The organism is Pseudomonas sp. FP2309, from assembly GCF_030687575.1.
In the GTDB taxonomy this organism is placed as follows: Bacteria; Pseudomonadota; Gammaproteobacteria; order Pseudomonadales; family Pseudomonadaceae; genus Aquipseudomonas.
In genome coordinates, this window is record NZ_CP117439.1 from 1,822,635 (window position 1) to 1,847,585 (window position 24,951).

Genomic DNA, 24,951 nt, shown 5'->3' on the forward strand with positions numbered 1-24,951 from the left:
GGCATTTTCATCGAAAAGTGAGGGCAGGATGTCAGCGTTGGTCGATCAGTTAGTCGCTCAGGTTATTGGCCTGGAAGTGGGGTTGCTGAGTTGCCAGGCGCGCCTTGCTGCCGTCACTGATGATGAAGCGTTACATGATTTGCGCACTACTGTGCGACGCCTGCGCAGTCTATTGCGCCCCTTGCGTGGGCTGCCAGGCGTCGAGCAGTTGGAAGTGGCCGCCAGCGCCGTCGGCCAATTGACCACGCCGCTGCGCGATCGTGAAGTGCTGGCGGCCTATCTGCATCAGCATGGTCACCACGCTGCAGCGGATCGCCGCTTGCGTCTGCAACCCGATGCCTATCGTCACGTTGCGCACAGCGCTGAAGTCTCACAGTTGCTGCTGATCCTGGATGCCTTCCCGCGATTTATCCGTGCTTCCCAGCATCAAAAACTCCTCAAGGGCCTGCGCTCGCGCATTGAAAAACGCCTGGCCAAGCAATGGCGCGCACTTGAGGCGGCCTTGAAGGACCCCGAGCATGATCGCCACCGTCTGCGTTTGTTGATCAAGCGTGTGCGCTACGCCGCTGAAGCCTATCCCGAACTCGACAAATTACCGGCCAAGGCGGTGCCGCGGTTGAAGCAAGCCCAGGCAGCTCTGGGAGATTGGCACGACTGCTGGCAGTGGTTGGCCCAAGCCGAACATCAAGTGGACCTGCAGCCCTGTGTGGCGGTGTGGCATCAAACCATGGCCAAGGCTGAAGGGCAGGCCGACCGCGTGCTGGACAAACTCAGCGCTGATTGTTTCTGAGCCGGTCCGGCTTTTGGCCGGAATGGGCGCTGCACCCTGCCAGCGCGATGGATAAGATCCTCCTCTGTTCTCTTTGACGTGAGGTCACCATGCGCTTCAGTGATTTGCTTGACGCTGCCCGTAGCCACCCGCTGGATGTCACCATTCCCGCCGAATGGGCCCAGGGCCGCGCGACCTTTGGTGGTCTGGTCGCCGCTTTGCAATATGAAGCATTGCGCGTCCAGGTGCCTGCCGATCGTCCATTGCGCTCGCTGGCGGTGACCTTCGTCGGCCCGGTGGCGCCTGACGTGCCCGCCAGTTACCACGTCGAGGTGTTGCGCGAGGGCAAAGCGGTCAGCCAACTGCTCGGGCGCGTGGTGCAGAACGGTGAAACGGCGACGCTGGTGCAGGCCAGCTTCGGTGCGTCCCGTGAGTCAGAAATTGATGTGGCCAGTGAAGCGCCGCCAGTGTTCAAACATTGGGACGAGTGCCAGGAACTGCCCTATATCAAGGGCGTAACCCCTGAATTCATGCGGCATATGGCAATGCGTTGGAGTGTCGGCGGGCTGCCATTTACCGGCAATAAATCCCGCGACATGGGCGGCTGGGTACGCTTGCGTGGTGACGTAAAAGAAGAACCCCTGACCGAAGCGCATATCCTCGCCCTGGTCGATGCCTGGCCCCCGGCCTTGCTCCCGCACCTGAAAAAACCGGCGCCGGGCAGCACCCTGACCTGGACCATCGAGTTCATCCAGCCCTTACAAAACTTGACGACCCTCGATTGGTGCCAATACCACGTCACGATCGAACACGCCCGCGACGGTTACGGCCACGCCGCCGCCGCGCTATGGAGCCCCACCGGCGAGTTGATCGCCATCAGCCGTCAGACCGTGGTGGTCTTCGCCTGAGCCTCAGTGGCGATGGCGCTGCCGCCAGGCGCGCCACCAACCACCGCTCAACACAAACCGCGGGAACGTCACAAACTGCTCGACCACCAGGCGCTGCACCGCATCTTTACGATCACTGAACGGCTCACTCGCCTCGGCTTCCAGGCTATGGCCGTGACGCTGCAGCGCCAGGCCCGCGAGGAGACCGACGATGCCTACCGCGAAACTGGCCAGGCTCAGGCTGAACACACCCGACACGATCAACAGAAAACCAATGATGAACAGCGGCACGGCAATCATATGCAGCGCCAGATTGGTCGGGTGCTGATGGTTCTGCGGGTAGTTACGCCATTGCCAGGCGGGGAGATTGGGATGACGTTTGCCCATGATGGTGAATCCTCTGTCCGTTGAAACAACATGCAGAGAGCTTAGGTGAGCGCCGGCGGGGTGGCGAATTGGGGTTGGCTATGGGGGCTATAGACAGCAGTTTTTGGCAAATCGGTTTTATTTCTAAACGCACCGACTTTTGATCTCGTTTGATTAAGATTTTGAAGTTTATCTATAGCGTTTTGAATGGGTTTTCTGTTTTAAGACGATTCGTTAATTTGGTGTCTTTCCGGTATATAGTTGTGAGTCGCGGATATATCTAATATTTATTGTTTGAAGTAGTAGTCGTCCGGGCCGTTTATGTACACGCTCGGCCCGCTGAGTGAAATCAAATTGGCCTTGAAGATTATAGAGGCACTGTTGCTTATGGCTTCGAATGTAAAATGGTTGTTGTCTTTTTTTATTTTTACACTGAATATTTCGTGCATAGGAATGTTTCGAATTTGTAGATCTTTAATTTCATTGCATGTTATGCCTATTCTGCATGTGTTGAATCCTTTGTTTTTCCATTTTTCTGGTAGGTTGTCTGGAAATTCGGGTATATCGAACCCCATACCAATACAAGGTTGATCATTTTCTATCCTTAAAGAAAAAAGAGCTATTTTTCCAATTTCGATAGGCGTGCTGAATATCTTGTTGAAAAATACACTGCCGTCCAATTCATTCCAGTGTTTCATTTTTATTTCCTGAAAGGATAATGTTTCTTTGCGCCGGGAAGGTAACCTTTTCGAGAAATATCGGGTTGTCGATTTTTCGATGTCGAGGGGTCTGATTTTGCGGTTGGCGCGGTAGCGGGCGTAACAAACGATTTTGCCGTCGGTGGCGGTCAGCTCCTGTTGCATGCCGAGGCGGTCCAGTTGGTAACGTCAGGTTTGGCTTTTTCTTGGCGCTGTATTAATTGAGATTGCGCCTGCAGGAGTAGTTCAACTAGAGTATCAATTGATTGCGCGGTAAGGATTGAGGAAGGGGAGTCCCAATTAGGGTCTTTGATAGTTTTTATTTGAAAGTGTCCCTCGACCTCGAATGAAGGAAACCAACCTGCATCAAGTAGGAACCGGTCTGGATACTCCGCCTGAAGCATATCCTCCTTCAAATGCTGTATTTGATCTTCCATTGCAGAGTGTTTCTGCAAAGAAAGCTCATCATGAGTGATGTTGCCTTGTATGAAGCCTAACGAGATCATTTAGTTAATTTCCTGAATTCTTTTTCTGAATAGGCATTTGCTAAGGCCTGACGGATCTACCCATCCCGTTGGACTGGGCACGTCCCCGTGCGTGTTGATCGATTAGGTACATGGCGGTCCCTCGCACTGAATGATCAGGCGAGAGACTTTGGAGAGGTTTATCAGGTAAAGAAGTCGGCGCTGTTCGCCAGGACGGCTAGGAGGTTTCGCCAAAACTTCGGGTAAATGCGGGGGCCGTCGTAGGAGCTGGATTACAGGTTAAGCAGTCCTACAGCTTCAACTGGCCGATCGCCTTGCTCAACTCGCCGGCCAGGGTTGCCAGCTCATTACTGGTCGTCGCCGAATCGACAGTTTGTTGCACCGTATTTTCGGTCACATCACGGATGCTCACCACGGCGCGGTTCATCTCTTCGGCTACGTGGCTTTGCTGTTCGGCGGCGACGGCGATTTGGGTGTTGCTCTCACGCATCTGTGCCACGGCACCGGTAATTTCGGCGAGGGCGGCACCGGCCTCCTGGGCTTGTTGCACGCAGTCGTCGGCCTTGAACGAGCTTTCCTGCATAAAGTCCACGGCATCGCGCGTGCCGGCTTGAAGTGCCGAGACCATACGGGTGATTTCGTCGGTGGAGCTTTGCACGCGCTTGGCCAGGTTGCGGACTTCGTCGGCGACCACTGCGAAGCCACGCCCCATTTCCCCGGCGCGGGCGGCTTCGATGGCGGCGTTGAGGGCGAGCAGGTTGGTCTGTTCGGCGATGCTGTGGATCACGCTGACGACGCCGTTGATTTTCTGGCTGTCTTCGGCGAGTTTCTGGATCATTTCGGCGGTCTGTTGCACGCCGCTGGACAGCCCGGCAATCGAGTGTCGTACCCGGGTCACCACCTCCTGGCCACTGCCGGCCAGGGTATCGGCGGTCTGGGACAAATCCCGGGTGGCACCGGCGTGCTGGGCGATATGGTGGACGGTGGCGGTCATCTCGTTGATGGCGGTCGCCGCCTGGTCTGTTTCGCTTTGCTGGCCAAGCATGCCGTGTTGCACCTCGTTCATGCTGCTGGCCAGGCGCGCGGCGCCCTCGTCCAATTGCCGCGCAGTGCGTGCCACGGTGCTGACCACGCGCTGGTAGCCGGCCTGCATGGCGTTGAACGCGCTGGCCATCTGGCCGACTTCGTCCTTGCACGCCAAGGGCACACGTGCCGACAGGTCGCCGGTTTTCTCGACGTGCAGCATCACATCCTTGAGGGTGTTGAGCTGGCTGAGCAGGAAGCGGATCAGTAACTGCGAAGCACCGAGCATCGCGAGCATCAGGATCAGGACTGCCACGGCGTAGTTGGCGAAACGGTCGCTGAACACCTGGCTCAAGCTGGGCGCGTAGGCGAGCACTGCTACGTATTGCCCATCAGGGCGGGCGATCACTTCAGCGCCCATCAATGGGTTTTCGCCCAGCAGCGGCATGTGGTTGAGTTCGACCCAGCCGGTTGTGGTGCTCAAGACTGACAGATCCAGATCGCCCAGGCGTGGGACCTGGCCGCGTGCAAAGGTCAGCCACCGCTCGCCCTTGGGCAACGGTTTGTCGGCCGGCCAGGCGCCCAGCAATTGCCCTTGGGCCTGCGCCGAGGCTTGGGACGCTGTGCTGCGCGCCTGCTGTTCGAGCTGTACGGCGTACAGCACCAACAGGAGGGTGGTGATGAAGGCGACCGCGTTGACGGCCCAGAATTTGTACTTCAGCGAGATATTGCTAAGCCAGGCACCCATGGAAGGTTTTCTCTGATAGCGAAACAGCATTGGCAAGGTGCCATTATTGTGCCGCTACTCGAAAAAAGCCTTTTGACATGGGTCAATGCGCCGCATCAATCCACGCTTGGCAGCCCAAAAAACGCACGGGAACAGGCGGTGCTGTGCTGAGCCAGGTCTTCCAGACTTTCGTTGCGGTGCAGGGCGACTTCGCGCAGCACCTCGGTCAGGTAGGCCGGTTCGTTGCGGCCGTTCTTTGGCTTGGGCCGCAGGGTGCGCGGCAGCAGGTAGGGCGCATCGCTTTCCAGCATCAGACGGCCGCGGGGAATTTCCCTGACCAGCGGATGCAGATGTGTCCCACGGCGTTCGTCGCAGATCCAGCCGGTGATGCCGATGTGCAGGTCGAGGTCGAGGTAGCTGAACAGCGCCTGCTGTCCGCCGGTGAAGCAATGCACCACGGCGGCGCTCAGGTAGTCGCGGTAGTCTCTGAGGATTTCCAGCAGGCGTTGATTGGCGTCACGCTCATGGAGAAACACGGGTAATTTCAGCTCGACGGCAAGGGCCAGGTGTTCTTCGAGAACTTTTTCCTGCTGTGGGCGCGGTGAAAAATCGCGGTTGAAATCCAGACCGCATTCGCCCACTGCGCGTACGCGCGGCTCAACCAGCAGGCTGCGCAGACGTTGGGCGCTGTCGCCGTTCCAGTCGCTGGCAGAGTGGGGGTGAATGCCGGCGGTGCTGAACAGGCGCTGGCCGCTTTCATCGAGTTTGACGCACAGCTCCAGAGCCTGTTCGCTACCCTCGACGCTGGTGCCGGTGAGCACCAATTGTTGCACGCCGGCGGCGTAGGCACGGTCGAGAACGGCCTGATGCTTGTCGTCGAAACTGGGGTTGGTCAGGTTGACGCCGATATCAATGAGTTGCATGGTGCTATCTCCGCCTGCGGCCGGAAAGCATATCAGAGCTGTAGATTTATAAGAAAATCTAAGAACTACAAAGAGTTATAGCTGTCTTTGAACGTCGCAAGTGACATCGTGTTTGGGTGTAAGCCTTGCACTGTGGCACCGTCGTGCGCAAAGCCTGCGCTTAAAGCGCTCTGTTTCTGACCCCCAACGCCGCGTTTTTCGCGAGGGCGTTGGCCAGTATTCTTTCCGGAGAGCGGATGATCCGACCCTCGGCGTTGCTTATGTTGTGCCTGACGTTACTGCTGCCCATGGCGGCGGTTGCGCGTTTGGACGGGCCGCTGGAGGTGACCAAATCCGCCAAGGTGCGCGACCTCGCGCAAATTCGTGCCAGCCGTACCTTGCGTGTGCTGGTCAACCAGAGCCGTAACAGCTCCGGTGAAGTGCAGGGCCAGGCCATCGGCGTCGAATACCATCGCCTGCGTGCCTTCGAGCAATACCTCAATGGTCACGCCCGTGACGGCCAGGAAATCAACCTCAAGATCATTCCCAAGGCCAAGGACCAGTTGCTCGGCGCGCTGGCCCGTGGCGAGGGCGATCTGGTGGCCCCCGGTGAGTTACTGGATGCCACGGCCGCCCACAAGATCAGTACCAGCGACCCGATCGCCAGTGACATCCCGTTGTGGCTGGTGGGCGTCAAAGGCGAGCGGCGATTTACCAAACTGGAGCAGTTGTCCGGGCGCACGCTGGCCTTGACGACCGGCAGTGCGGCGGCGGACGCCATTAACCAGATCAACCAGAAGTTGGCGCTGCACAAGCAGCCGCCAATCAAAGTGGAGTGGGTCGACCCGACCCTGGCGGTGGAGGATGTGCTGGAGATGGTCCAGGCTGGGATCTTCCACCTGACCATTGTCGAGAAGCCGATTGCCGAACGCTGGGCGAAAATCCTGCCCAAGCTGCGCTTTGATAAACAGGTGGTCATCAGTGAGCCGGGCGACGAGTACTGGTTCGTGCGTCAGGACGCCTCGATGCTGCGGGCCAGTATCGATCGATTTCTCAAGACCTATCGAACGCCGGCCGATCAGGATGTGGCCTTTCAGCGCATTTACCGTCGTCTCTATCAAGTCCGTAATCCCCTGGCGCGTGTCGACCGGCAGCGTCTGGAAAAACTGCGCCCGGTCTTGCAGAAGCACGCCCGCGAGCAGGGCATGGACTGGCTGAATCTCGCGGCGCTGGCCTTCAAAGAGTCCGCCCTTGACCCCGGCGCACGTAACAGTGGCGGCCCCACGGGGCTGATGCAGATCACCCCTTCGGCGGCGCAACGGGTGGGCGTCAATAATATCGAAAGCCTGGACAGTAATGTGCAGGCCGGCGCGCGGTACCTGGCGTTGATCCGTCGTAAGTTCTTTGCCAGCCCCAAGCTCAACGAGCGTGAGCGCATGGCGTTTGTGCTGGCGGCCTACAACATGGGGCCGGAGCGTGTGCAGGGCATGCGCACCGAGGCCAAGCGCCGGGGGCTCAATCCTAACCAGTGGTTCTTCCAGGTTGAGCGCATTGCCATGGAGCAGGTGGGGATGGGAGGCGTCAGCTATGTGAATAGCGTGAACAAGTACTATCTGGCGTTCGATCGGGAGCGAGAGTCCCTGGAGCCATCAGCGACAAAAGTCGCCTCGCGTAAGTGATCGGTTTTATAGATATTTATAGGGCATTTTTTCGGCTTTTATCATTGTTTAAACTGATTAATATAGCGGCCAACCAACCCCTACTCTAAACAAGGATTATCACCATGAGCCCATTGATTAAAAGCGTCCTGTCCACTCGCGCCGGCTACGGCCTGACCCTTTTGCGCATTGTTGTCGGCATCATCTTCGCCGCCCACGGTTCGCAGAAACTCTTTGGCTGGTTTGGCGGTTACGGCCTGGCGGGCACCGCTCAGTGGATGGAAAGCATTGGCCTTGCACCCGGTACCCTGATGGCGCTGCTGTCGGGCGGTACCGAGTTCTTTGCGGGCCTGGCGTTGATCATTGGCTTGTTGGCACGCCCGGCGGCATTGGGCCTGACCATCCTTTCGGTGGTGGCGATCTTCTCGGTGCATATCCATAACGGTCTGTTCATGGCCAACAACGGTTATGAGTTCGCGCTGGCCCTGCTCGGCGGCTCCCTCGCGGTACTGCTGGAAGGTGCCGGTAAACTGTCTGCCGACCGCGCCATCGCTGGCTGATCGCGCTGCAACACCCTGGAGAGGCCCGCCATGTGCGGGCCTCTTCGTTGCTCGGGATTCTTGACACCGCCCCATCCGCTTCTCTAGGATGCCGTTCATGCGCCGATTTAAACAGCTAATTGCGGGGCGCCACTGGGTTCGATGCAGCCCGACAGAAGTCCGTCTTCCTTTGCAGAGACGGCTTCGAAATACCGCTAAAGCGCTGGTTCGGTGTTGCCTCTCACCTGCCCGCAGACTTTTGAGGCAGAGACACGACACGATGAATGCATTACGCCCCCTGATACGCTTGGCCCCGATCACCGCGGACCTCACTCAGCGCAATCCAAAAATCCTCCTGGGCGGCAAGCACCAGCCCACGCTGTTGCGTTACCTGGACGGCTGGCCACGTCGCACCGGCCGGCCGTCGGCGTTTCTGATTCAGTTCGTTGAAGACGGCGATTCCCTCGCGCGCTTTGCCACTGACAGCTTTGACCTGGCGGTTATCCAAGCGCCGAGCGCAGCCGATGCGGATGAAGTGATCCGGCAGTTGACCAGAATCGCCCGGCAAGGGTTGATTGCTCGTCGCTGATAGCGGCTCAGTAAAACACTGGCCCGTGTCGCAAACGGCGTCGCTGGCGCAGTAGCATCAGCCAGGCAACCACGCACAACGTCAATGGCATTGCCAGCGTCAGCACCAGCTTGATCGCCTGTTCTACGCGATGCACGTGAGCGTACGTCTTTACTTTCAATGCCTGTAATTCCATGGGCAAGCGCAAGCGCTCCTTGTTGAGCGCTTGTAACGTTGAGCCGGTATCCACCGCCTCGGTCCCGAGGGCAAGTTCTTGTGGATTCATCCGTTGCCATTCCCGTTCCGTTCGCTGTAGACGTTTGTGCAATTGCGTCGCCTGCTCATCATAAGCTCGGGCGGCAGCGGCACGCATTTGTCCCAGCATACTTATTGAGCTGTCTCGCGCTGCACGGGGGCGGATGCTGGCGAGCGTATCGGCGGCCGACAAATTATCCAGCGTGTTGAGCACAAACAGCGTGTTGTTGTTTGAGGCCAAGCGGCCGACTTGATCCGTGAGCAAGTCAGTGTCGGCAACCACTACCACGTGGATCTGCGTCGCTTTTTGCAGGCCGGCCGGCTGTCCTGCCAGTCCATCGGCAAAGGCTGAATAAGCCGGACCTTCGATACGGGCAGCAATCACATGGGATTGTCCTGGACCGAAGGCCTCGTCAAGCAACGGGCGTAACGTGGTCGCTGAGGTAAACCGGTCGGTTTCCAGTAGCGCGGATTGACTGGAACTTTGCAGGAGGGGCGTGAAACTAGTGCGTACTTTTTGGCGGCGTGAAAGGGCACCGCTGCTCGACACCACTGCGGTATCCAGTTTCCAGGTGCTGATATCGTGTGCGTTCATGGCTTTTCGGGGCAGCTTCAATCTGGCCGGATGTTGTACGCCGGCGTTTGCGGCATCGGGTGTCTGCGGTATCGCGTAGAGATTGTCGATGATTAACTTGTCCGCTGGCATCTCTATGCCCCAAGCGGCGAGCAGCGCATCCAGCCTGGAATTGGTTGCTGAGACAGGCAGTTCCTGCTCGCTTAACGGGTCGATAAACATCATCAGTCTGCCGCCCCTAAGTACAAATTGTTCAATGGCATATAACGCGCGCTCGGGCAGCGCTTTCGGGTGCACAACCATCAGCGTTTGGATATGTTCGGGTACGTTACCAGTGGTCGTTTCCAGGTTGGCCACATCGAAGTGCTGTTGCATTTCCTTCAGCAATTGGCTTGAAGTGTCTTGCAGCGCCAGCCCGGACAGTAGCCCGATCACCGGCGGTTCAGGGTGCTGCAACTTGAAAATCAAATGGCTGATTTCATATTCAAGCAGTGGCTCCCGATCCAGACGAAATGACTCAATGCGTTGTGCGCCGTGGCCCGCCTGCGTGCCAATCAGGCCCAGGAAGCCCATCTCGTCATCAAGGCCGAACAAGCCGGCTTTGTAGGCGTCTTCTGAAAATGGCTTGGGGTCAATAAGATGCAGGTTGATCATGCCATCTGCAGCTTTTTCGTATTCGCGAAGCAGGTCTTCGATGCGCTTGGCATAGCGCTGCAGCGCATAACTCCGTTTTGGGGTGTTGTGCGCGTTGAAGTAATACAGGTCTAACGGGCTGCTCACGGATGCCAGGAGCTGTCGTGCGGGAGAGGATAGGCTATGGATTTTCTGTTGTGAAAAGTCCCACCGTATATTCGGAAATTTGACTATCCAAGCCAGATTAAAAGCCAGGAACAGTAACGCTATGACGGTGAGTGTCATGCCAGTACGCAAGGTGGATCGCATGGTGAGCTGTCCTGCTCAGCGGTTTTTATGGTTGAGCGTGACAATCGTCGCCGCTAGAAAAGCGAGGGTCATGCTGATGTAGTAAGCGGTGTCATGAAGTGTCAGCTTGCCGTTGTCGATTGAGCTGAATCGTGAAATCGGATTCAGAGCGATCAAACTATCGATTATCCAAATAGGTGCCTGGTGTTCAAGGGCATCTATGACCGAAGACAATCCGCTGGCGGCCAGCAGCAAACATAGCGTCAGTGTGAAAACAATCACGCGCTGCCGCGCAAGCGTACAAATAAAACCGCCGGCCGATAAGTAGCTGGCCGCTAATAACCAGCTGGCGATGAATTGCGAGGCGATAACTCCGTTATCTGCCGTGCCCATATAGTTTGTCGCAATGACGAGAGGGAACGTCAATACCAAGGCCACCGCTGCAACTGCCCAGGCGGCCAGGAATTTACCGATAGCGAGTTCGGTTGCCGTAACGGGCAGTGTGTTGATCACGTCGAGAAAACCCGTATTGGATTCCTCTGACCATAGTTGCGTTGCCAGGGCAGGCATCAGCAATAAATAAAGCCAGGGGTGCAGTTGAAAAAAAACCTGTAAGTCGAGCGTGTCCTGCTCTAACCAGCGGTTTGTATACAGCCCCAGCGTCACGGACATGAGTAGAAATAGCGCAACGCTCAGGTAAGTTGCAGGCGTTGAGGCGTAACTGATGAGTTGGTATTTGAATATAACGGGCAACAGTCTCAAAGAGGCCTCTCCTGGCTCATATACTGAACCACATCGTTCAAGCGACCTGGCTCCAGGTTCAATGTATTTATTTTCCAGCCGCGGCTGGCAATGAGCGTGTGAATGTGGGGGTAGATGGAGTGTCCAGGCATGGCTAGAACAGTGACGGTGCCGGGCGCATGCCGATGTTCTTCAATGCCTGCGACGCCAGGCAATACGGCCAGCGCCAGCAAATCCAGGGGCGCGTCTGCAGTGAGAGTAACTGCCTGGAAATGACGGGACTCGCGTTGCAGGTTTTGCAAGGGGGCATCCGCTACCAGGCAACCATCGGCGATAACCAGCGCGCGCGTGCAGTACTCGCTCAGCTCATCACTGTTGCGCGAAGCGACAACGATCGTCATCTCCTGTGCCAAGGATTGAATGAGCTCCTTGACGGCATGTCGCTGATCGACAGCGAGCCCCTCGGTGGGCTCATCCATTAGCAGTACAGCCGGCGCGTGCACAATCGCTTGGGCAATACCGACTTTGCGCTTCAAGCCGAAAGACAGGGCATCAAGGGGGGCATTAAGTACCGATAGTAAATCCAGGCGCGTAGCGGCCAGCTCTACACGGTTGCGTTTCTCAGTGCCTCGCAGACCACGTGCTGCAGCGATATAGTGAAGAAATTCTTTTACCGACATCGTCGGGTGGCTGAGGTGTTTTAACAGTTGATAGCCAATAATGTTTTTAACGTCGCGTGTGTGGGTCTGGGTATCAAAACTTTTAATGTTAATGCGACCGCTGTCGGGAGTTAATGATCCAGATATCAAGTTTAGAAGTGTGGTCTTCGCCCCATGGTCGTGTCCAAAAAGTCCTAAACATTGCCGTTGATTAACCTTGAGTGAAAAGTCGTGAAGTAGGCGCTTGCCGTTCAGATGTTTGGTCAGGTTGCTTATTTCGATCATGTGTTTACCAAATAAGTTTGGTAGGGCATAGGGGCGGAGTGCTAAAAAAGACTACGGTGAATAGTCACGTTTGGGAATGTCGGTTAGTACTTATAAGGAAATTCCTACGTGCGCATCAGGCACGAGACTGAAACAATTGATGTGTGTTTTTGAATGCCTGATGAGGCCTGATTACCATGATGCTTCTACGTACTCTTGTTCTTGAGCGCAACGGCCAGGATTCACCCGTCAACGGCGCATTGCTTTGCGGGTTTGCCATCGGTCAGATAGCCTCTAATTTTCTTGTTTACAGCTTGGATGAAGAAGTCGAGCCGGGTAGTTCGAGGGTGTATATCGCAACCTTGAAAAAAAAGGCCGAACGGTTCTTTTTGGGCGGCATCGAGTCCCAAGAGGATTTGCAGGCCGCTATGCAGGTGTTCAAGCAGATTCTGGTACTGGCAGCCGGTTCGGGAACAAAGGCAGGCGGTTCCACTGAGACCCAGTTGGCTTACCATTTTTTAGATCTGAAGGGCTGTAAATTGCCGCCTGCCAGGCCGGAGGATCATCATTCATTGATCATCAAGAAGGCATTGGTGATGAAAGTGATCACCTTGGGTATCTCCGCGCCCACGTTGCCGGCTATTGAAAGCGCTACGTTGATCGTGCCGTCTATTCGCTTTTCATCGCAAATGATCTCCGCGCCCAGGGCTTCGAGCCGAGCGGAGCCTGATCGTCTAGCTTTGCAGGAGGCCACGGCGGAGGCACCTCCAAACGTGCTCGTCGAGACACCCGCAGTCGTTGTGCACGACGTACCGGTTGCGTCGAGCGAACCCGACATAGCGACGCAGCCAACGCTTGCGCCGCCAGCCGATGACAGTGCGTTGTTCCAGATGGACAGCACACTCACCAACCTTGCCCGCGTCGCGCAGGAGTTAACCCAGCAGAAACGTGCTGTGCTCGAGCAGGAGAGTGCGTTGGAGCAGTGGAAGGTACGGCTGCGGCAGGAACAGGCTCAAGTGGACGACGCCGCGCAGGCACTGGAGCAGCGTACCCTTGAGCTGCACGAGCAGACGCGGGTGCTCAGCCAGAAAACCGATGCCCTCAGTGTGATAAAGACGCAGCTATTGGATTTGCGCCAGAATCTGCAGGGGATGCTGCACGAACTGGATCAAGCGTTGGAGCGTTAGAACTGGCCTGGCTACTTTCCCCGGTTCATTTATCATCGACGTCAGCCAGTCGCCGCCAGAGCTTGAGCCCTGGCGTATCGACATCAACGGATATTGCCTGGGGATGCAAGGGTTTGAGTACCAAGCTGATTACCAAAGAAGGTCATGAAGCACTGAAGAGAGAGCTGGATTATCTGTGGCGGGAGAAGCGCCCGGACACCACGCGCAAGGTGACGTGGGCCGCTTCTCTGGGGGATCGCAGCGAGAATGCCGACTACCAGTACAACAAGAAGCTGCTGCGCGAGATCGACCGCCGCGTGCGCTATTTGCGCAAACGCCTGGAAGACATGCGCGTGGTCGAGTACATGCCCGAGCAGGAAGGGAAGGTGTTTTTCGGCGCGTGGGTCGATATCGAAAACGAACACGGCGAAACCAAGCGCTTTCGTATTGTCGGTTATGACGAGATTTATGAGCGCATGGACTACATTTCCATCGACTCGCCGATGGCGCGCGCGCTGTTGCGCAAGCAAGTCGACGATGAAGCCATTGTGCAGACTCCAAGTGGCGATGTGTGTTGGTGGATTACCGGGATTGAATACGTGAAGTAAGCGATGCTGGCCCGCACCCTTTTAGTCAAGGGTGCGGGCCAGCGACGTTTCAGCCTTCGCGCAATACGGTCAGAGGGCTGGCGTTCAGCGCACGGCGGGTGCCGAATACCCCGGCGCCGCCGATCAGCACGGCGCCGATCACTGGCAACAGCAGCAGCCATGGGTGGGGTTGCCACGGCAAGTCGAAGGCGTAGCGATAAAGCACCCACGTCACCAGCTCGGTGCCCAGTGCCGCCAACAAGCCACTTACCGCGCCCAACAAGCCGAACTCGATGCGCCGGGCCTTGACCAGTAATGCGCGTTCCGCACCCAGCGCCCGTAGCAGCGCGCCTTGGCGGATGCGCTCATCCAGGGTGGCCTGCAAGCCGGAGAACAACACCGCCATCCCTGCTGCCAGTACAAACAACAGCACGTACTCCACCGCCAGGGTGACCTGAGCGAGGATGCTGCGCAGTTGCTCCAGCAGAGCTTCGACTTGCAGGATGGTCACTGCCGGGAAGGCCCGCGACAGGTCGACGATCTGCTGGTCATGGCCCGGTGCCAGATAGAAGCTGGTCAGGTAGGTGGTCGGCAGATCCTTCAAGGTTCCCGGCTGGAAGATCATGAAGAAGTTGGGTTGGAAGTTATCCCAGTTGATGGTTCGCAGGCTGGTGACCCGCGCTTCGCGATTTTCTCCGGCCACCGTAAACACCAGGTGGTCGTTGAGTTTGAGCTTGAGGCTTTGCGCGACCTTGGCCTCCACCGAAACGCCGGGGATATCATCGGCTGGTTGTGCTGACCACCACACGCCCTCAGTCAGCGCATTGCCCGGCGGCAGGTCGGCGGCCCAGGTCAGGCTCAGGTCGCGTTGTACGGCGCGGTCACCGCTGGAGTCCTTGCTCACAATCTCTTGCACCGGCTCGCCGTTGATACTGATCAGCCGCCCCGGCACCACCGGGTACAACGGTGCCGATTGCGCCTGCAGCTCCAGCAGGCGGGCGCCAAAGGTGTCCTTGTCGGCCGGCAGGATATTCAGCGCGAAATAGTTGGGCGCGTCCTTGGGCAACTGGTTTTGCCAGGTGTCGAGCAACTCGCCGCGCAGCAGGGCGATCAAGCCCATGGACAACAGGATCAAGCCAAACGCCAGCGATTGCCCGGCTGCTGCCAATGGGTGACGCAGCAACTGGCCCAGGCCCAGACGCCATGGCAGGGAGGCACGAGCCAACAGGCGCCGCAGACTTTGCAAGAGCAGGAGCAGCAAGCCTCCCAGTACCAGTGCCGCCACCACGCCACCGCCGAGCAGGGCGAAGGTCAGCACCAGATCAAGGCTCAGGCGCCACATGATCAAACCCAGGGCGAACAACGCGGCACCGTAAACCATCCAGGTGCTGGACGGGATGGGCAGCAGATCGCGCCGCAACACCCGCAGCGGCGGCACGCGACCCAGTGCGGCCAGTGGCGGCAGGGCAAAACCGGCGAGCGCGACCAGCCCCGTGCCGATCCCGGCCAGGGCCGGTAAAAGCCCGCCTGGAGGCACATCGGCAGGCAGCAAGTCGTGCAGGAAGTAGAACAGGCCAAACTGCGCCAGCCAGCCGAGCAGGGCGCCGGCCAGGCTCGCCAACAGGCCCAGTACCGTCAATTGCAGGCTGAACAGCAACAGGGCTTCACGTCGGGACAAGCCCAGGCAGCGCAGCAGTGCGCTGGCATCGAAACGTCGGGTTGCGAAGCGGTTGGCGGAAAGGGCGACCGCCACACCGGCCAGCAGCACGGCCACCAGGCTGGCCATGTTCAGGTAGCGTTCGGCTTTGCCGAGGGCGCCGCCGATCTGCTGGTTACCGTCCCGTGAGTCCTGTAGGCGCTGGTTGGCGGCCAGGCCGGGCTTGACCAGGTCACGATAGGTTTGCAGCGCTGTGCTGCCCTGCGGCCCGCGCCACAGCTCGCGGTAACTGACGCGGCTGCCGGGCTGGACCACGCCTGTGGCGTCCAGGTCTGACAGGTTGATCATCACGCGGGGGGTGAGGCTGTAGAAATTGCCGGCGCGATCGGGTTCATAGGTCAGCACGCGGGCCAGGCGCAAGGTCTTCATGCCCACGTCGATACTGTCACCCACCTTGAGCGCCAGCGCCGTCAGTAAGCGTGCCTCCACCCAGGCTTCGCCGGGTTTCGGGCCGCCGCCCGCGGTTTCTTCACCAAAGGGCGCCGCCGCGCTTTTAAGTTCGCCACGCAGCGGATAGCGTTCATCAACTGCCTTGATGCTGGAGAGCTGGATGCCGTTGTCGGCGGCAATGACACTGGAAAACTCCACCACACGAGCGTGATCCAGGCCCAGTTCGGTTCCGGACTTGATCTGCTCGGGCCGCGCCGGCGAGCTGCCTTCGAGCACCAGGTCGGCGCCGAGGAACTCGGTGGCACGCAGCAGCATGGCGCCATTGAGGCGCGCACCGAAATAACCGATCGCGGTGCTGGCGGCGACGGCCACCAGCAGGGCAAAAAACAACACGCGCAATTCACCGGCGCGGGCATCGCGCAGTAATTGGCGCATGGCAAGACTGAACAGGCGCAACAGCGGCAAACGTGCCATCAAGGCTCCAGGGGCGCGACCATCAGGCCGGCTTCAAGGCGGATCAGGCGTCGGCAGCGTTGGGCCAGGCGCTCGTCATGGGTGACCAGCACCAGGGTCGTGCCGTTCTCTTTATTGAGTTCGAATAACAAGTCGCTGATGCGCTCGCCGGTGTGGCTGTCGAGGTTGCCGGTGGGTTCATCGGCAAACAGCACGTCCGGTTCGGCGGCAAAGGCGCGGGCAATTGCCACCCGTTGCTGCTCACCGCCGGAGAGTTGGCGCGGTGAATGGGTCAGGCGTTTGCCCAGGCCCACGCGCTCCAGCAAATGCCTGGCGCGCTCGCGGGCGTCTTTGCGGCCGTCCAGTTCCAGGGGCAGCATGACGTTTTCCAGTGCATTGAGGCTGTCGAGCAGTTGGAATGACTGGAAGACGAAGCCCACGTGCTCGGCACGGATGCGCGCGCGCTGGTCTTCATCGAGGCGGCTCAGGGCCTGGCCTGCGAGGGTGACTTCGCCGCTGCTGGGCAGGTCGAGGCCAGCCAGCAGGCCGAGAAGGGTGGATTTGCCGGAACCGGAACTGCCGACGATGGCCAGGCTGTCGCCTTTGTTCAGTTCCAGGCTCAGTTCGTGCAGGATAGTCAGTTCACCTTCCGCGCTGGGAACCACTTTGCTAAGGTTCCGCGCGGTGAGAATGCTTGCGCCCATGGAGAATCCGATGCGAATGTGGTTTTTGAGTGCTGGCCTGGCCTTGATGTGCATGGCCCAGAACGCAGCGGCGGGTACAGTCCTGATCGTTGGCGATAGTATCAGTGCCGGTTTCGGCCTGGATACCCGCAAAGGGTGGGTCGCCTTGCTGGAGCAACGGCTCAAGCAGGAAGGTTTCGACGATAAAGTGGTCAACGCCTCCATCAGTGGCGACACCAGTGCCGGCGGCCTCGCGCGGCTGCCTGCGGCGCTTGCGGAGCATAAGCCGCAGGTGGTGATTATCGAGTTGGGCGGCAATGATGGCCTGCGCGGACAACCGCCTGCGCAATTGCAACAAAATCTTGCCTCGATGATCCAGAAGTCCCAGGACAGCGGTGCGAAGGTGCTGTTGCTGGGCATGCAGATTCCGCCCAATTACGGCAAGCGATATGTCGACGCCTTCGCCAAGGTATTCGGTGACGTAGCGGAGCAGAAAAAGGTGCCGTTGGTGCCGTTTTTCCTTGAGGGTATCGGTGGTCATCCCGAGATGATGCAAGCTGATGGCTTGCATCCTGCGGTCGGCGCCCAGGGCAAGTTACTGGAAAATGTCTGGCCGACGCTAAAACCGCTGCTATGACGCTTTTCTACCGGCAGGCTTTCGGCTAAGGTGGCGCCCCCCCGATCTGGAGCCCCTGATGTCGCGTCCTGCCTGGTCCCTGTTCAACTATCAACTGATCGAGCCTGACGAGCAGCTGGATCTGTTCGCCTGCCAGGAAGTACGGGTGCATCTGGTGACGCGACAATTGGAGTTGGGGGGCTCCATCGATCGCACGCTGTGCGGCACGCTATTGCCGGCGCAGCCGCGCTGGTCGAGGGTCGATCGGTCGATATTCCAGGACCAGCGCCTGTGCCCCCTGTGCCGTGCGATCCTTGAGTCCCAGAAGCGTGGCACGCCGCCGATCTGGCCGGAGCTGCGTTTCGAGCTGTAGGGCCTCGACAAGCTTGCAGTTGGAAGCTCGCTTCACGTATACAATCGATTTTTACCTCCCCGTCGTTCTGCGAAGGATTTTCCGGATGTTGTCGCGCCTTTCCGTCGTCACTTGCTGCCTGTCTCTCGCTGCCCTCTGTGCGGCCGGTTCTGCATCCGCTTTGCAGTTGCCTTTGCCTCCACCGGGTGAAGACATTGTCGGGCAGGTCCAGGTGATCAAGGCGAAGTACGAAGACACGTTCGCTGACCTGGGCACCACCTACGACCTGGGCTATTCGGAGATGGTCGCGGCCAACCCCGGTGTTGATGCCTGGTTGCCGGGGGCGGGGACCGACATCGTATTGCCGACGCGCTTCATTCTGCCGCCGGGGCCGCGCGAAGGTATCGTGATCAATCTGGCGGAGTACCGGCTCTATTACTTCCCCAAGGGGCAGAACGTGGTCTACACCTTTCCGCTCGGGATTGGTCGCGAAGGCTGGGGTTCACCGATCGCCCACACCAGCATCATCGCCAAGACGCCTAACCCGACCTGGACCCCACCCGCGTCGATCAAGGCCGAACACGCCGCCAACGGTGATCCGCTGCCCAACGTCGTACCGGCCGGCCCGGACAACCCCCTGGGCCCGTTCAAGTTCACCCTGGGCACGCCGGGTTACCTGATCCACGGTTCGAACATGAAGTTCGGCATCGGTACGCGTACCAGCCATGGCTGCTTCCGCATGTTCAACAACAACGTGCTGGAAATGGCCGGCATGGTGCCGGTTGGCACCTCGGTGCGGATCATCAACGACGCCTACAAGTTCGGCAGCAGCGGCGGCAAGGTCTACCTGGAAGCCCATACGCCGTTAAACGATGACGGCACGCCGTCGGTGGTCGACAAGCACACGGCGGTGATCAACGCGTTGCTCAAGCGTGAAGACCTGGCCAATAACCTGCGCGTCAACTGGGACCAGGTGCGCGATGTGGTCGCGGCGGAAGATGGTTTACCGACTGAAATCGGCATACCAGGCGCGGCTCCGATAGCCTCCAGCACGCCAATCGATCTGCAGCAGTAAGCCTGTTGGATCAGGAACCCGCCAAAGCCTTGCGCTGCGGCGGGTTTTTATTGTCTGGCGTTCAGGCACGAACGACGGACAATAAAAAAGCCGATCCATAAATGGATCGGCTTGGTAACAACCCCGAGGGACTATTACTTGCGGCTAGCTTTTTCAAGCATACGCAGAGCGCGCTCGTTAGCTTCGTCAGCAGTCTGTTGTGCTTTTTGAGCAGCAGCCAGAGCTTCATCAGCTTTACGGTAGGCTTCGTCTGCACGGGCCTGGGAGCGAGCTGCTGCGTCTTCAGTTGCAGTCAGACGAGCTTCGGTTTCTTTGGAGACGCTGCTGCAACCGGTAGCCAGAACTGCGGCCAGAGCCAGAGCAGAGAATTTCAGAACGTTGTTCATCGTGTTCCCCTTCAAGGACTTTCTATTAAATGGCTACTTTCTCAGAGTGAGCTAATAGCCGGCGTACATACTACCCATTACTTGTAGTAAGTAAACTGACGTAGCGCAAGAAGCAAAAAAAATTCTCGCGCGGAATCTATTTTGACCAACCTTGTGGAGGTTTGTATAAAAAGCGGCCAATTTTTTTCCGCCGGACGCACACCGCACTCAGGCTGAAACGTCCGCCCCGCATGCATCACACCCGGTGTGTAGATGAAAATTTATATATTCAGGGCGACACTTGCGTCACGTTCACGATCGCTTCACCATGCATCTTTTACGCATGTAAAGGTGACTTTAAGAGCGCCTGTTCGTCTCAAGGTTCAACTGCCGGCAATGTTCAGGCTTTCGGTCACCCGTTGATCGAAGCCCTTTCTATATCCACCAGCGGCAGGGGATGACGAGTGTGCCTTGAGCAATTGCAGGATTGGCGCCTACTATTCCCTACGTGCTGGTTGTGAGCGCTCAAGGATTTCTCGTTGTCGAATCCGGCACGGGGTGGCGTAGATGTTCCTTCGCCGGAAAAACATCGGTAAGGTAGGGGTCACACACCAAGACCCGCGAGGAGTAGTGATGAGCGAGGCGTTGTCCATCCACCATGACCAGGCTGGTCATCAGTTCGAGACCAATGTGGACGGTCATCGTGCCTATCTGACCTATATGGACCTCGGGAAGCAGACCCTGGATATCTATCGGACCTTCGTGCCCAACGCACTGCGAGGCCGAGGTATTGCGGCGGCATTGACCGAGGAAGCCCTGAAGTTTGCCGATGAGGCCGGCTATGCGGTGATTCCGTCCTGCTCCTATGTCGAACGCTACATGGAACGCCACCAGCGCCATGCCGCGAAGCTGTAAAGCTTAAACAACACACACAAAAACGCCGGGTTCAGCCCGGCGTTTTTGTGTGCGCGATTCAGATACAGGTACGGGCTCAGGTGCGCTTGCGGGTCGGCAAGACGTCCTTGAGCTTGGCGTGCATGCTGCGCAGGGTGTTCTCGGTGGCGGCCCAATCGATGCAGGCATCGGTAATCGACACGCCGTACTGCAAGTCGGCCAGGTCTTTTGGAATGGCCTGGCAACCCCAGTTCAGGTGGCTCTCGACCATCAGGCCGATGATCGACTGGTTGCCTTCGAGGATCTGGTTGGCGACGTTCTCCATCACCAGCGGCTGCAGGGCCGGGTCCTTGTTGGAGTTGGCGTGGCTGCAGTCGACCATGATGTTTGGCTTGATCTTGGCCTTGTTCAGCGCTTGTTCACACAGGGCGACGCTGACCGAATCGTAGTTGGGCTTGCCGTTGCCGCCGCGCAGCACTACGTGACCGTAGGCGTTGCCTTTGGTGGTGACGATCGAGACGCCGCCTTCCTGGTTGATGCCCAGGAAACGGTGAGGGCTGGAAACCGATTGCAGCGCGTTGATCGCCACGGTCAAGCCGCCGTCGGTGCCGTTCTTGAAGCCGACGGCCGAGGACAGGCCGGACGCCATTTCGCGGTGGGTCTGGGATTCGGTGGTACGCGCGCCGATGGCCGACCAACTGATCAGGTCCTGCAGGTACTGCGGGGAGATCGGGTCCAGTGCTTCGGTGGCGGTGGGCAGGCCCATTTCGGCCAGGTCCAGCAACAACTGACGACCGATGTGCAAACCGTCCTGGATCTTGAACGAGTCGTCCAGGTACGGGTCGTTGATCAAGCCTTTCCAGCCGACCGTGGTGCGTGGCTTCTCGAAATAGACGCGCATCACCAGGTACAAGGTGTCGGACACTTCCGCTGCCAGCACCTTGAGGCGCTCGGCGTATTCGTGGGCAGCCTTGAGGTCGTGGATCGAGCACGGGCCGATCACAACGAACAGGCGGTGGTCGGTGCCGTCGAGAATGTCACGGATGACTTCGCGACCCTTGGTGACGGTCTGCAGGGCAGCGTCGCTCAGGGGGATTTCGCGCTTGAGCTGGTCAGGTGTGATCAGCGTCTCGTTGGATTCGACGTTTAGGTCATTGATCGGTAAATCAGCCATCGTGTTACTCGTCAGGGTCACGGGTGCCGGCCGCCAGCCATCCCCGTGCGGCGGAGCACAGCATGATTTGGATGCAGGGGGGAGGAACCTTAGCGCGTAACACGGGCCCGCGACAATGGGCAAAGCCCGCTTTAATCGAGTGTTGGTCGCACAAACGCCTCATGGGAGAACTCGCTGGCGTGGCGTGACACCCACTCGCGGGCCAGTGCTTCGACTTGGGCAGGTGTAGGTTCGGCATCTTCATGCTGGCGGCAGTAGCGCTCCATCCGGCATGCTTGCTCACCCATTCGGGCTCCGAACAACGCATGTTCATCGGTAAACGAGACCGCGACGCGGTAGCCGTTTTCCACCTTGCGACACCATGCCACGTAGCCCGGATAGCGCGCGTTGGCGCCCAGGGATGGGATATGCAGGTCTACGGCGGTGCCCTGGCGCCAGGCGCGGGGGCAATTGCAGGCGATGCCGCCCAGGCCGATAGTGTGCAGGCGTTGGCGGGGAATGGCGGGGGAAGGACGTTGGATCAACAGCGCGGCGACATCATCAGGGTGAGGTAAAAAACGACCCATGTACACGGACTCCGAGCACCGTCCAATTGACGGAGGCAGCAGCAGTATAGTGAAGGAACAGGAATTGACCGACTTGGATATTGACCAGCAATTGCTGGGATTGCCAGGCATTTCGCTGCTGGTGTTCACCAGTGTCGGCTGTTCCAGTTGCCGCTGGGCGCGCCAGCAATTGCCCGGCTGGCAACTGCCGGTGGACCGGCTGTGCTGGGTGGACGCCGGGGACAACGGCGGCGCGGTCGAGCGTTACCAGATCTTTCATTTGCCTGCGTTGTTCGTGGTGTGCGAGGGTCAATTCCTCGGACAGTTACAGACCCGCCTTACGTCTGCCGACCTTACCGACGCGATCAATCAAGCGCTTACCCGCACTCCAGAGGACTTGCCATGACCACTCAATCCCCGCGCATCGGCATTATCGGTACCGGTGCCATCGGTGGTTTCTACGGTGTGATGCTGGCGCGCGCCGGGTTTGATGTGCACTTCCTGCTGCGCAGCGAATACGCGGTGGTCCGCGAGCACGGCTTGCACCTCAACAGCACGTTGCACGGCAAGCTCCACCTGCACCCTGTGCAGGCGTATGCCCGTGCTGCCGATATGCCGCCGTGCGACTGGTTGCTGGTGGGCACCAAGTCCACCGGCAACATCGACCTGGCACCGACTCTCGCCCAAGTCGCGGCCCCTGACGCCAAAGTGGTGTTGCTGCAAAACGGTCTGGATGTGGAAGACAGTCTGCGTGAACACCTGCCGCCGTCGCTGCATTTGCTTGGCGGCTTGTGTTACATCGGCGTGCATCGCTCCGGGCCCGGGGTGGTGGAGCACCAGGCGCTGGGGCGGGTCAACCTGGGTTATCACAGTGGCAGCGCGGCCAACGATGAGAGCCGCCAACAGGCGATTGTCGAAGCCGGTGCGGCGTTGTTTCATCAGGCCGGCATCGAGTCCCAGGCCATGGCCAATGTGCATCAGGCGCGCTGGCACAAGCTGGTGTGGAACGTGCCGTATAACGGCCTCTCGGTAGTGCTGAATGCGGGCACCACCGCGATGATGGCGGACCAATCCAGCCGTGAGTTGATCCAGGCGCTGATGGCCGAAGTGGTGCAGGGCGCCCATGCCTGCGGTCATGAAATCCCCAAGAGCTACGCCGAGCAAATGTTCGCCATGACCGAGACCATGGACGACTACCTGCCGAGCATGTACCACGACCACGTGCACAAACGCCCGCTGGAATTGGCGGCTATTTATGCTCGCCCGTTAGCCGCCGCCAAGGCTGCTGGCTGTGAATTGCCGCGAATGCAGGCGCTGTACCAGGCCTTGAGTTTTATTGATCGGCGTAATCGCTGAAGCGGGGGAGACAGCATGGCAAAGGGACTGGGCGACAAACTGGTACTGGCGATTTCGTCGCGGGCCTTGTTCGACCTGAGTGACAGCCACAAGGTCTACCTGGCCCAAGGGGTGGAGGCCTACCGCAAATATCAGATCGAACACGAGGAGGAAATCCTTGAGCCCGGCGACGCGTTCCCGCTGGTGAAGAAACTCCTGAGCCTGAATGCCAGCCTCGGTCGGGCTCGGGTCGAAGTGGTGCTGGTGTCGCGCAACAGTGCCGACACCGGCTTGCGCGTGTTCAATTCGATCCAGCATTACGGGTTGGACATTTCCCGCGCGGCCTTCGTGGGCGGGCGTAGTCCCTATCCTTATTTGGCCGCGTTTGGTTGCCACCTGTTTCTCTCGACCCATGCTGAGGACGTGCGCAGCGCCCTGGATGCAGGCTTTGCGGCTGCAACGATTCTATCGGGCGGTGCGCGCAGGGCATCCAGCGAAGAGCTGCGGATCGCCTTCGACGGCGACGCGGTGCTGTTTTCCGATGAGTCCGAGCGTGTGTATCAGGCCGGTGGGTTGGCGGCGTTCCAGGCCAGCGAGCGCGAGTCGGCGCGTCAGCCGTTGCATGGTGGCCCGTTCAAAGGTTTCCTGGCGGCGCTTAACCTGTTGCAGCGCGAGTTCCCGGACGAGGCCTGCCCGATCCGTACCGCGCTGGTTACGGCGCGTTCGGCACCTTCCCATGAGCGGGTGATTCGTACGTTGCGCGAGTGGGATATTCGCTTGGATGAGTCCTTGTTTCTCGGTGGCCTGGAGAAATCCGCGTTCCTGGAAGCGTTCGCCGCCGATGTGTTTTTCGATGACCAGGCCGGTCATTGTGAGAAGGCCAGGGAAGTGGTCGCCACCGGGCATGTGCCCCATGGCATCAGTAACGAAGTGAGGATTCAGGCCGAGCCTTAAGGGCGCTGCTAAGCTCATTCAATCTCCTCCAGCCTGGCAGTCCAGGAGGTTTTATGATTCGTTCGATGCTCTATGCCACGGACCTCGGTCTCTACGCGCCGTATGTGATGCAGCATGCGCTGGCGTTGGCGCGGACGTTCAAGGCGGACCTGTATGTGATTCATGTGGTCGAGCCAATGGGGCTGTTCGCTGAGTCGGTGTTGCAGAGCTACCTTGATGAAAAAGCCTTGAGCGAATGGCAAAGCCGGGGGATGAACACCGTGATGGCCACCATTGAGCAACGGGTACTCGACAGTTTTCGCGAGGAGTTGGAAGAAGGAGAGCAGGACCTGCAGTTGATCCGTTCGGTACGCGTGATCCAGGGCGACCCCTGCGAAGTGATTCTCGACCAACTGCGCAAACTTTCGGCCGACTTGTTGATCGTAGGAAGTCACAGCGACGCAACGGCGGCGGCCACCCCCCTTGGTCGCACCGCTGCTCGGGTGTTGCAGCTGTCTACTGTGCCGGTTTACCTGGTGCCGTCTTTACAACGTCGACGCAGTGACGACATGTGAAGGCTGATCGCGATAAAAAAGTTCTAGATTTATCCGTCCGACCTTTAATATAGTT

At 58.6% G+C, this 24,951-nt stretch carries 28 protein-coding genes; 15 read left to right on the plus strand and 13 right to left on the minus strand.

Annotated elements, in window-relative coordinates; translation table 11 throughout:
• Nucleotides 1-28: 28 nt before the first annotated feature.
• Together PSH59_RS08360 and PSH59_RS08365 are read left to right on the plus strand one after the other, a co-directional pair.
• The gene (locus PSH59_RS08360; RefSeq protein WP_305394783.1) at nt 29-790 is read left to right on the plus strand and encodes a CHAD domain-containing protein; all 762 of its coding nucleotides are present in this window, start codon (nt 29-31) and stop codon (nt 788-790) included.
• A gap of 89 nt (nt 791-879) precedes the next feature.
• Entirely contained in the window at nt 880-1,677 is a 798-nt protein-coding gene (locus PSH59_RS08365) for an acyl-CoA thioesterase II (RefSeq protein WP_305394784.1), read from the plus strand.
• Nucleotides 1,678-1,680: 3 nt separating this feature from the next.
• On the opposite strand, the gene PSH59_RS08370 is transcribed toward PSH59_RS08365, so the two are convergent.
• From PSH59_RS08370 to PSH59_RS08390, 5 genes are all read right to left on the minus strand, one after another.
• A complete protein-coding gene (locus tag PSH59_RS08370; RefSeq protein ID WP_065876991.1) occupies nt 1,681-2,043 on the minus strand; it encodes an Mpo1-like protein in 363 nt (120 codons plus the stop codon).
• 266 nt (nt 2,044-2,309) lie between these two features.
• Nucleotides 2,310-2,885, minus strand: coding sequence for an Imm50 family immunity protein (locus tag PSH59_RS08375; protein WP_370694395.1), 576 nt, complete (start codon nt 2,883-2,885; stop codon nt 2,310-2,312).
• Nucleotides 2,870-3,226 (minus strand): hypothetical protein, encoded by a 357-nt coding sequence (locus PSH59_RS08380; protein WP_305394785.1) that lies wholly within the window; start codon nt 3,224-3,226, stop codon nt 2,870-2,872. Before PSH59_RS08380 ends, PSH59_RS08375 begins: the two co-directional genes overlap by 16 nt.
• A 268-nt stretch (nt 3,227-3,494) precedes the next feature.
• Entirely contained in the window at nt 3,495-4,976 is a 1,482-nt protein-coding gene (locus tag PSH59_RS08385) for a methyl-accepting chemotaxis protein (RefSeq protein ID WP_248076420.1), read from the minus strand.
• Between the two features lie 95 nt (nt 4,977-5,071).
• On the minus strand, nt 5,072-5,878 hold the full coding sequence (locus PSH59_RS08390) for a TatD family hydrolase (RefSeq protein ID WP_305394786.1): 807 nt from the start codon (nt 5,876-5,878) through the stop codon (nt 5,072-5,074).
• Between the two features lie 236 nt (nt 5,879-6,114).
• On the opposite strand from PSH59_RS08390, the gene PSH59_RS08395 reads away from it, so the two are divergent.
• The 3 genes from PSH59_RS08395 (at nt 6,115) to PSH59_RS08405 (ending at nt 8,643) form a co-directional block, all read left to right on the plus strand.
• The gene (locus PSH59_RS08395) at nt 6,115-7,536 is read left to right on the plus strand and encodes a transglycosylase SLT domain-containing protein (RefSeq protein WP_305394787.1); all 1,422 of its coding nucleotides are present in this window, start codon (nt 6,115-6,117) and stop codon (nt 7,534-7,536) included.
• Nucleotides 7,537-7,640: 104 nt separating this feature from the next.
• Nucleotides 7,641-8,075, plus strand: coding sequence for a DoxX family protein (locus PSH59_RS08400; RefSeq protein ID WP_248076413.1), 435 nt, complete (start codon nt 7,641-7,643; stop codon nt 8,073-8,075).
• 259 nt (nt 8,076-8,334) lie between these two features.
• Nucleotides 8,335-8,643 carry a class I SAM-dependent methyltransferase gene (locus tag PSH59_RS08405; RefSeq protein WP_248076412.1) on the plus strand — a complete coding sequence of 103 codons (309 nt, stop codon included), beginning with the start codon at nt 8,335-8,337 and terminating at the stop codon, nt 8,641-8,643.
• A gap of 7 nt (nt 8,644-8,650) precedes the next feature.
• Here the strand turns inward: PSH59_RS08405 and PSH59_RS08410 are convergent, their stop codons facing one another.
• The 3 genes from PSH59_RS08410 to PSH59_RS08420 are packed head-to-tail and all read right to left on the minus strand — an operon-like array spanning nt 8,651 to nt 12,057.
• On the minus strand, nt 8,651-10,393 hold the full coding sequence (locus tag PSH59_RS08410; RefSeq protein WP_305394788.1) for a Gldg family protein: 1,743 nt from the start codon (nt 10,391-10,393) through the stop codon (nt 8,651-8,653).
• Nucleotides 10,394-10,408: 15 nt separating this feature from the next.
• On the minus strand, nt 10,409-11,134 hold the full coding sequence (locus PSH59_RS08415; RefSeq protein WP_248076408.1) for an ABC transporter permease: 726 nt from the start codon (nt 11,132-11,134) through the stop codon (nt 10,409-10,411).
• The gene (locus PSH59_RS08420; RefSeq protein WP_305394789.1) at nt 11,131-12,057 is read right to left on the minus strand and encodes an ABC transporter ATP-binding protein; all 927 of its coding nucleotides are present in this window, start codon (nt 12,055-12,057) and stop codon (nt 11,131-11,133) included. The genes PSH59_RS08415 and PSH59_RS08420 overlap by 4 nt, the downstream gene beginning before the upstream one ends.
• 176 nt (nt 12,058-12,233) lie before the next feature.
• Here PSH59_RS08420 and PSH59_RS08425 point away from each other — a divergent pair, with 176 nt between their 5' ends.
• A complete protein-coding gene (locus PSH59_RS08425; RefSeq protein WP_305394790.1) occupies nt 12,234-13,223 on the plus strand; it encodes a hypothetical protein in 990 nt (329 codons plus the stop codon).
• Between the two features lie 113 nt (nt 13,224-13,336).
• Complete coding sequence (greB, locus tag PSH59_RS08430; protein ID WP_305394791.1) at nt 13,337-13,810, plus strand: transcription elongation factor GreB; 474 nt, start codon at nt 13,337-13,339, stop codon at nt 13,808-13,810.
• A gap of 49 nt (nt 13,811-13,859) precedes the next feature.
• Here greB and PSH59_RS08435 read toward each other — a convergent pair whose 3' ends face one another.
• Both PSH59_RS08435 and PSH59_RS08440 read right to left on the minus strand, forming a co-directional pair.
• Nucleotides 13,860-16,370 carry an ABC transporter permease gene (locus tag PSH59_RS08435; RefSeq protein WP_305394792.1) on the minus strand — a complete coding sequence of 837 codons (2,511 nt, stop codon included), beginning with the start codon at nt 16,368-16,370 and terminating at the stop codon, nt 13,860-13,862.
• On the minus strand, nt 16,370-17,053 hold the full coding sequence (locus PSH59_RS08440; protein ID WP_305394793.1) for an ABC transporter ATP-binding protein: 684 nt from the start codon (nt 17,051-17,053) through the stop codon (nt 16,370-16,372). Before PSH59_RS08440 ends, PSH59_RS08435 begins: the two co-directional genes overlap by 1 nt.
• A gap of 10 nt (nt 17,054-17,063) precedes the next feature.
• On the opposite strand from PSH59_RS08440, the gene PSH59_RS08445 reads away from it, so the two are divergent.
• The 3 genes from PSH59_RS08445 (at nt 17,064) to PSH59_RS08455 (ending at nt 19,075) form a co-directional block, all read left to right on the plus strand.
• Nucleotides 17,064-17,669, plus strand: coding sequence for an arylesterase (locus tag PSH59_RS08445; protein WP_248076396.1), 606 nt, complete (start codon nt 17,064-17,066; stop codon nt 17,667-17,669).
• A 58-nt stretch (nt 17,670-17,727) separates the two neighbouring features.
• Nucleotides 17,728-18,021 (plus strand): hypothetical protein, encoded by a 294-nt coding sequence (locus PSH59_RS08450; protein ID WP_025859175.1) that lies wholly within the window; start codon nt 17,728-17,730, stop codon nt 18,019-18,021.
• A gap of 85 nt (nt 18,022-18,106) precedes the next feature.
• The gene (locus PSH59_RS08455) at nt 18,107-19,075 is read left to right on the plus strand and encodes a L,D-transpeptidase family protein (protein WP_305394794.1); all 969 of its coding nucleotides are present in this window, start codon (nt 18,107-18,109) and stop codon (nt 19,073-19,075) included.
• A gap of 134 nt (nt 19,076-19,209) precedes the next feature.
• On the opposite strand, the gene oprI is transcribed toward PSH59_RS08455, so the two are convergent.
• Nucleotides 19,210-19,461, minus strand: coding sequence for an outer membrane lipoprotei OprI (oprI, locus tag PSH59_RS08460; RefSeq protein ID WP_003172710.1), 252 nt, complete (start codon nt 19,459-19,461; stop codon nt 19,210-19,212).
• Nucleotides 19,462-20,073: 612 nt separating this feature from the next.
• On the opposite strand from oprI, the gene PSH59_RS08465 reads away from it, so the two are divergent.
• Nucleotides 20,074-20,355, plus strand: a complete 282-nt coding sequence (locus tag PSH59_RS08465; RefSeq protein ID WP_248076393.1) for a GNAT family N-acetyltransferase — start codon at nt 20,074-20,076, stop codon at nt 20,353-20,355.
• Nucleotides 20,356-20,431: 76 nt separating this feature from the next.
• On the opposite strand, the gene PSH59_RS08470 is transcribed toward PSH59_RS08465, so the two are convergent.
• Entirely contained in the window at nt 20,432-21,508 is a 1,077-nt protein-coding gene (locus PSH59_RS08470) for a 3-deoxy-7-phosphoheptulonate synthase (RefSeq protein ID WP_248076391.1), read from the minus strand.
• Nucleotides 21,509-21,639: 131 nt separating this feature from the next.
• Nucleotides 21,640-22,074, minus strand: coding sequence for a PilZ domain-containing protein (locus PSH59_RS08475; protein ID WP_305394795.1), 435 nt, complete (start codon nt 22,072-22,074; stop codon nt 21,640-21,642).
• On the opposite strand from PSH59_RS08475, the gene PSH59_RS08480 reads away from it, so the two are divergent.
• The 4 genes from PSH59_RS08480 to PSH59_RS08495 are packed head-to-tail and all read left to right on the plus strand — an operon-like array spanning nt 22,073 to nt 24,896.
• A complete protein-coding gene (locus tag PSH59_RS08480) occupies nt 22,073-22,459 on the plus strand; it encodes a thioredoxin (RefSeq protein ID WP_305394796.1) in 387 nt (128 codons plus the stop codon). The genes PSH59_RS08475 and PSH59_RS08480 overlap by 2 nt on opposite strands.
• Complete coding sequence (locus PSH59_RS08485) at nt 22,456-23,409, plus strand: putative 2-dehydropantoate 2-reductase (protein WP_248076383.1); 954 nt, start codon at nt 22,456-22,458, stop codon at nt 23,407-23,409. Before PSH59_RS08480 ends, PSH59_RS08485 begins: the two co-directional genes overlap by 4 nt.
• 15 nt (nt 23,410-23,424) lie before the next feature.
• Complete coding sequence (locus PSH59_RS08490) at nt 23,425-24,342, plus strand: 5'-nucleotidase (RefSeq protein WP_248076381.1); 918 nt, start codon at nt 23,425-23,427, stop codon at nt 24,340-24,342.
• 53 nt (nt 24,343-24,395) lie between these two features.
• On the plus strand, nt 24,396-24,896 hold the full coding sequence (locus PSH59_RS08495) for a universal stress protein (RefSeq protein ID WP_248076378.1): 501 nt from the start codon (nt 24,396-24,398) through the stop codon (nt 24,894-24,896).
• Nucleotides 24,897-24,951 lie beyond the last annotated feature (55 nt).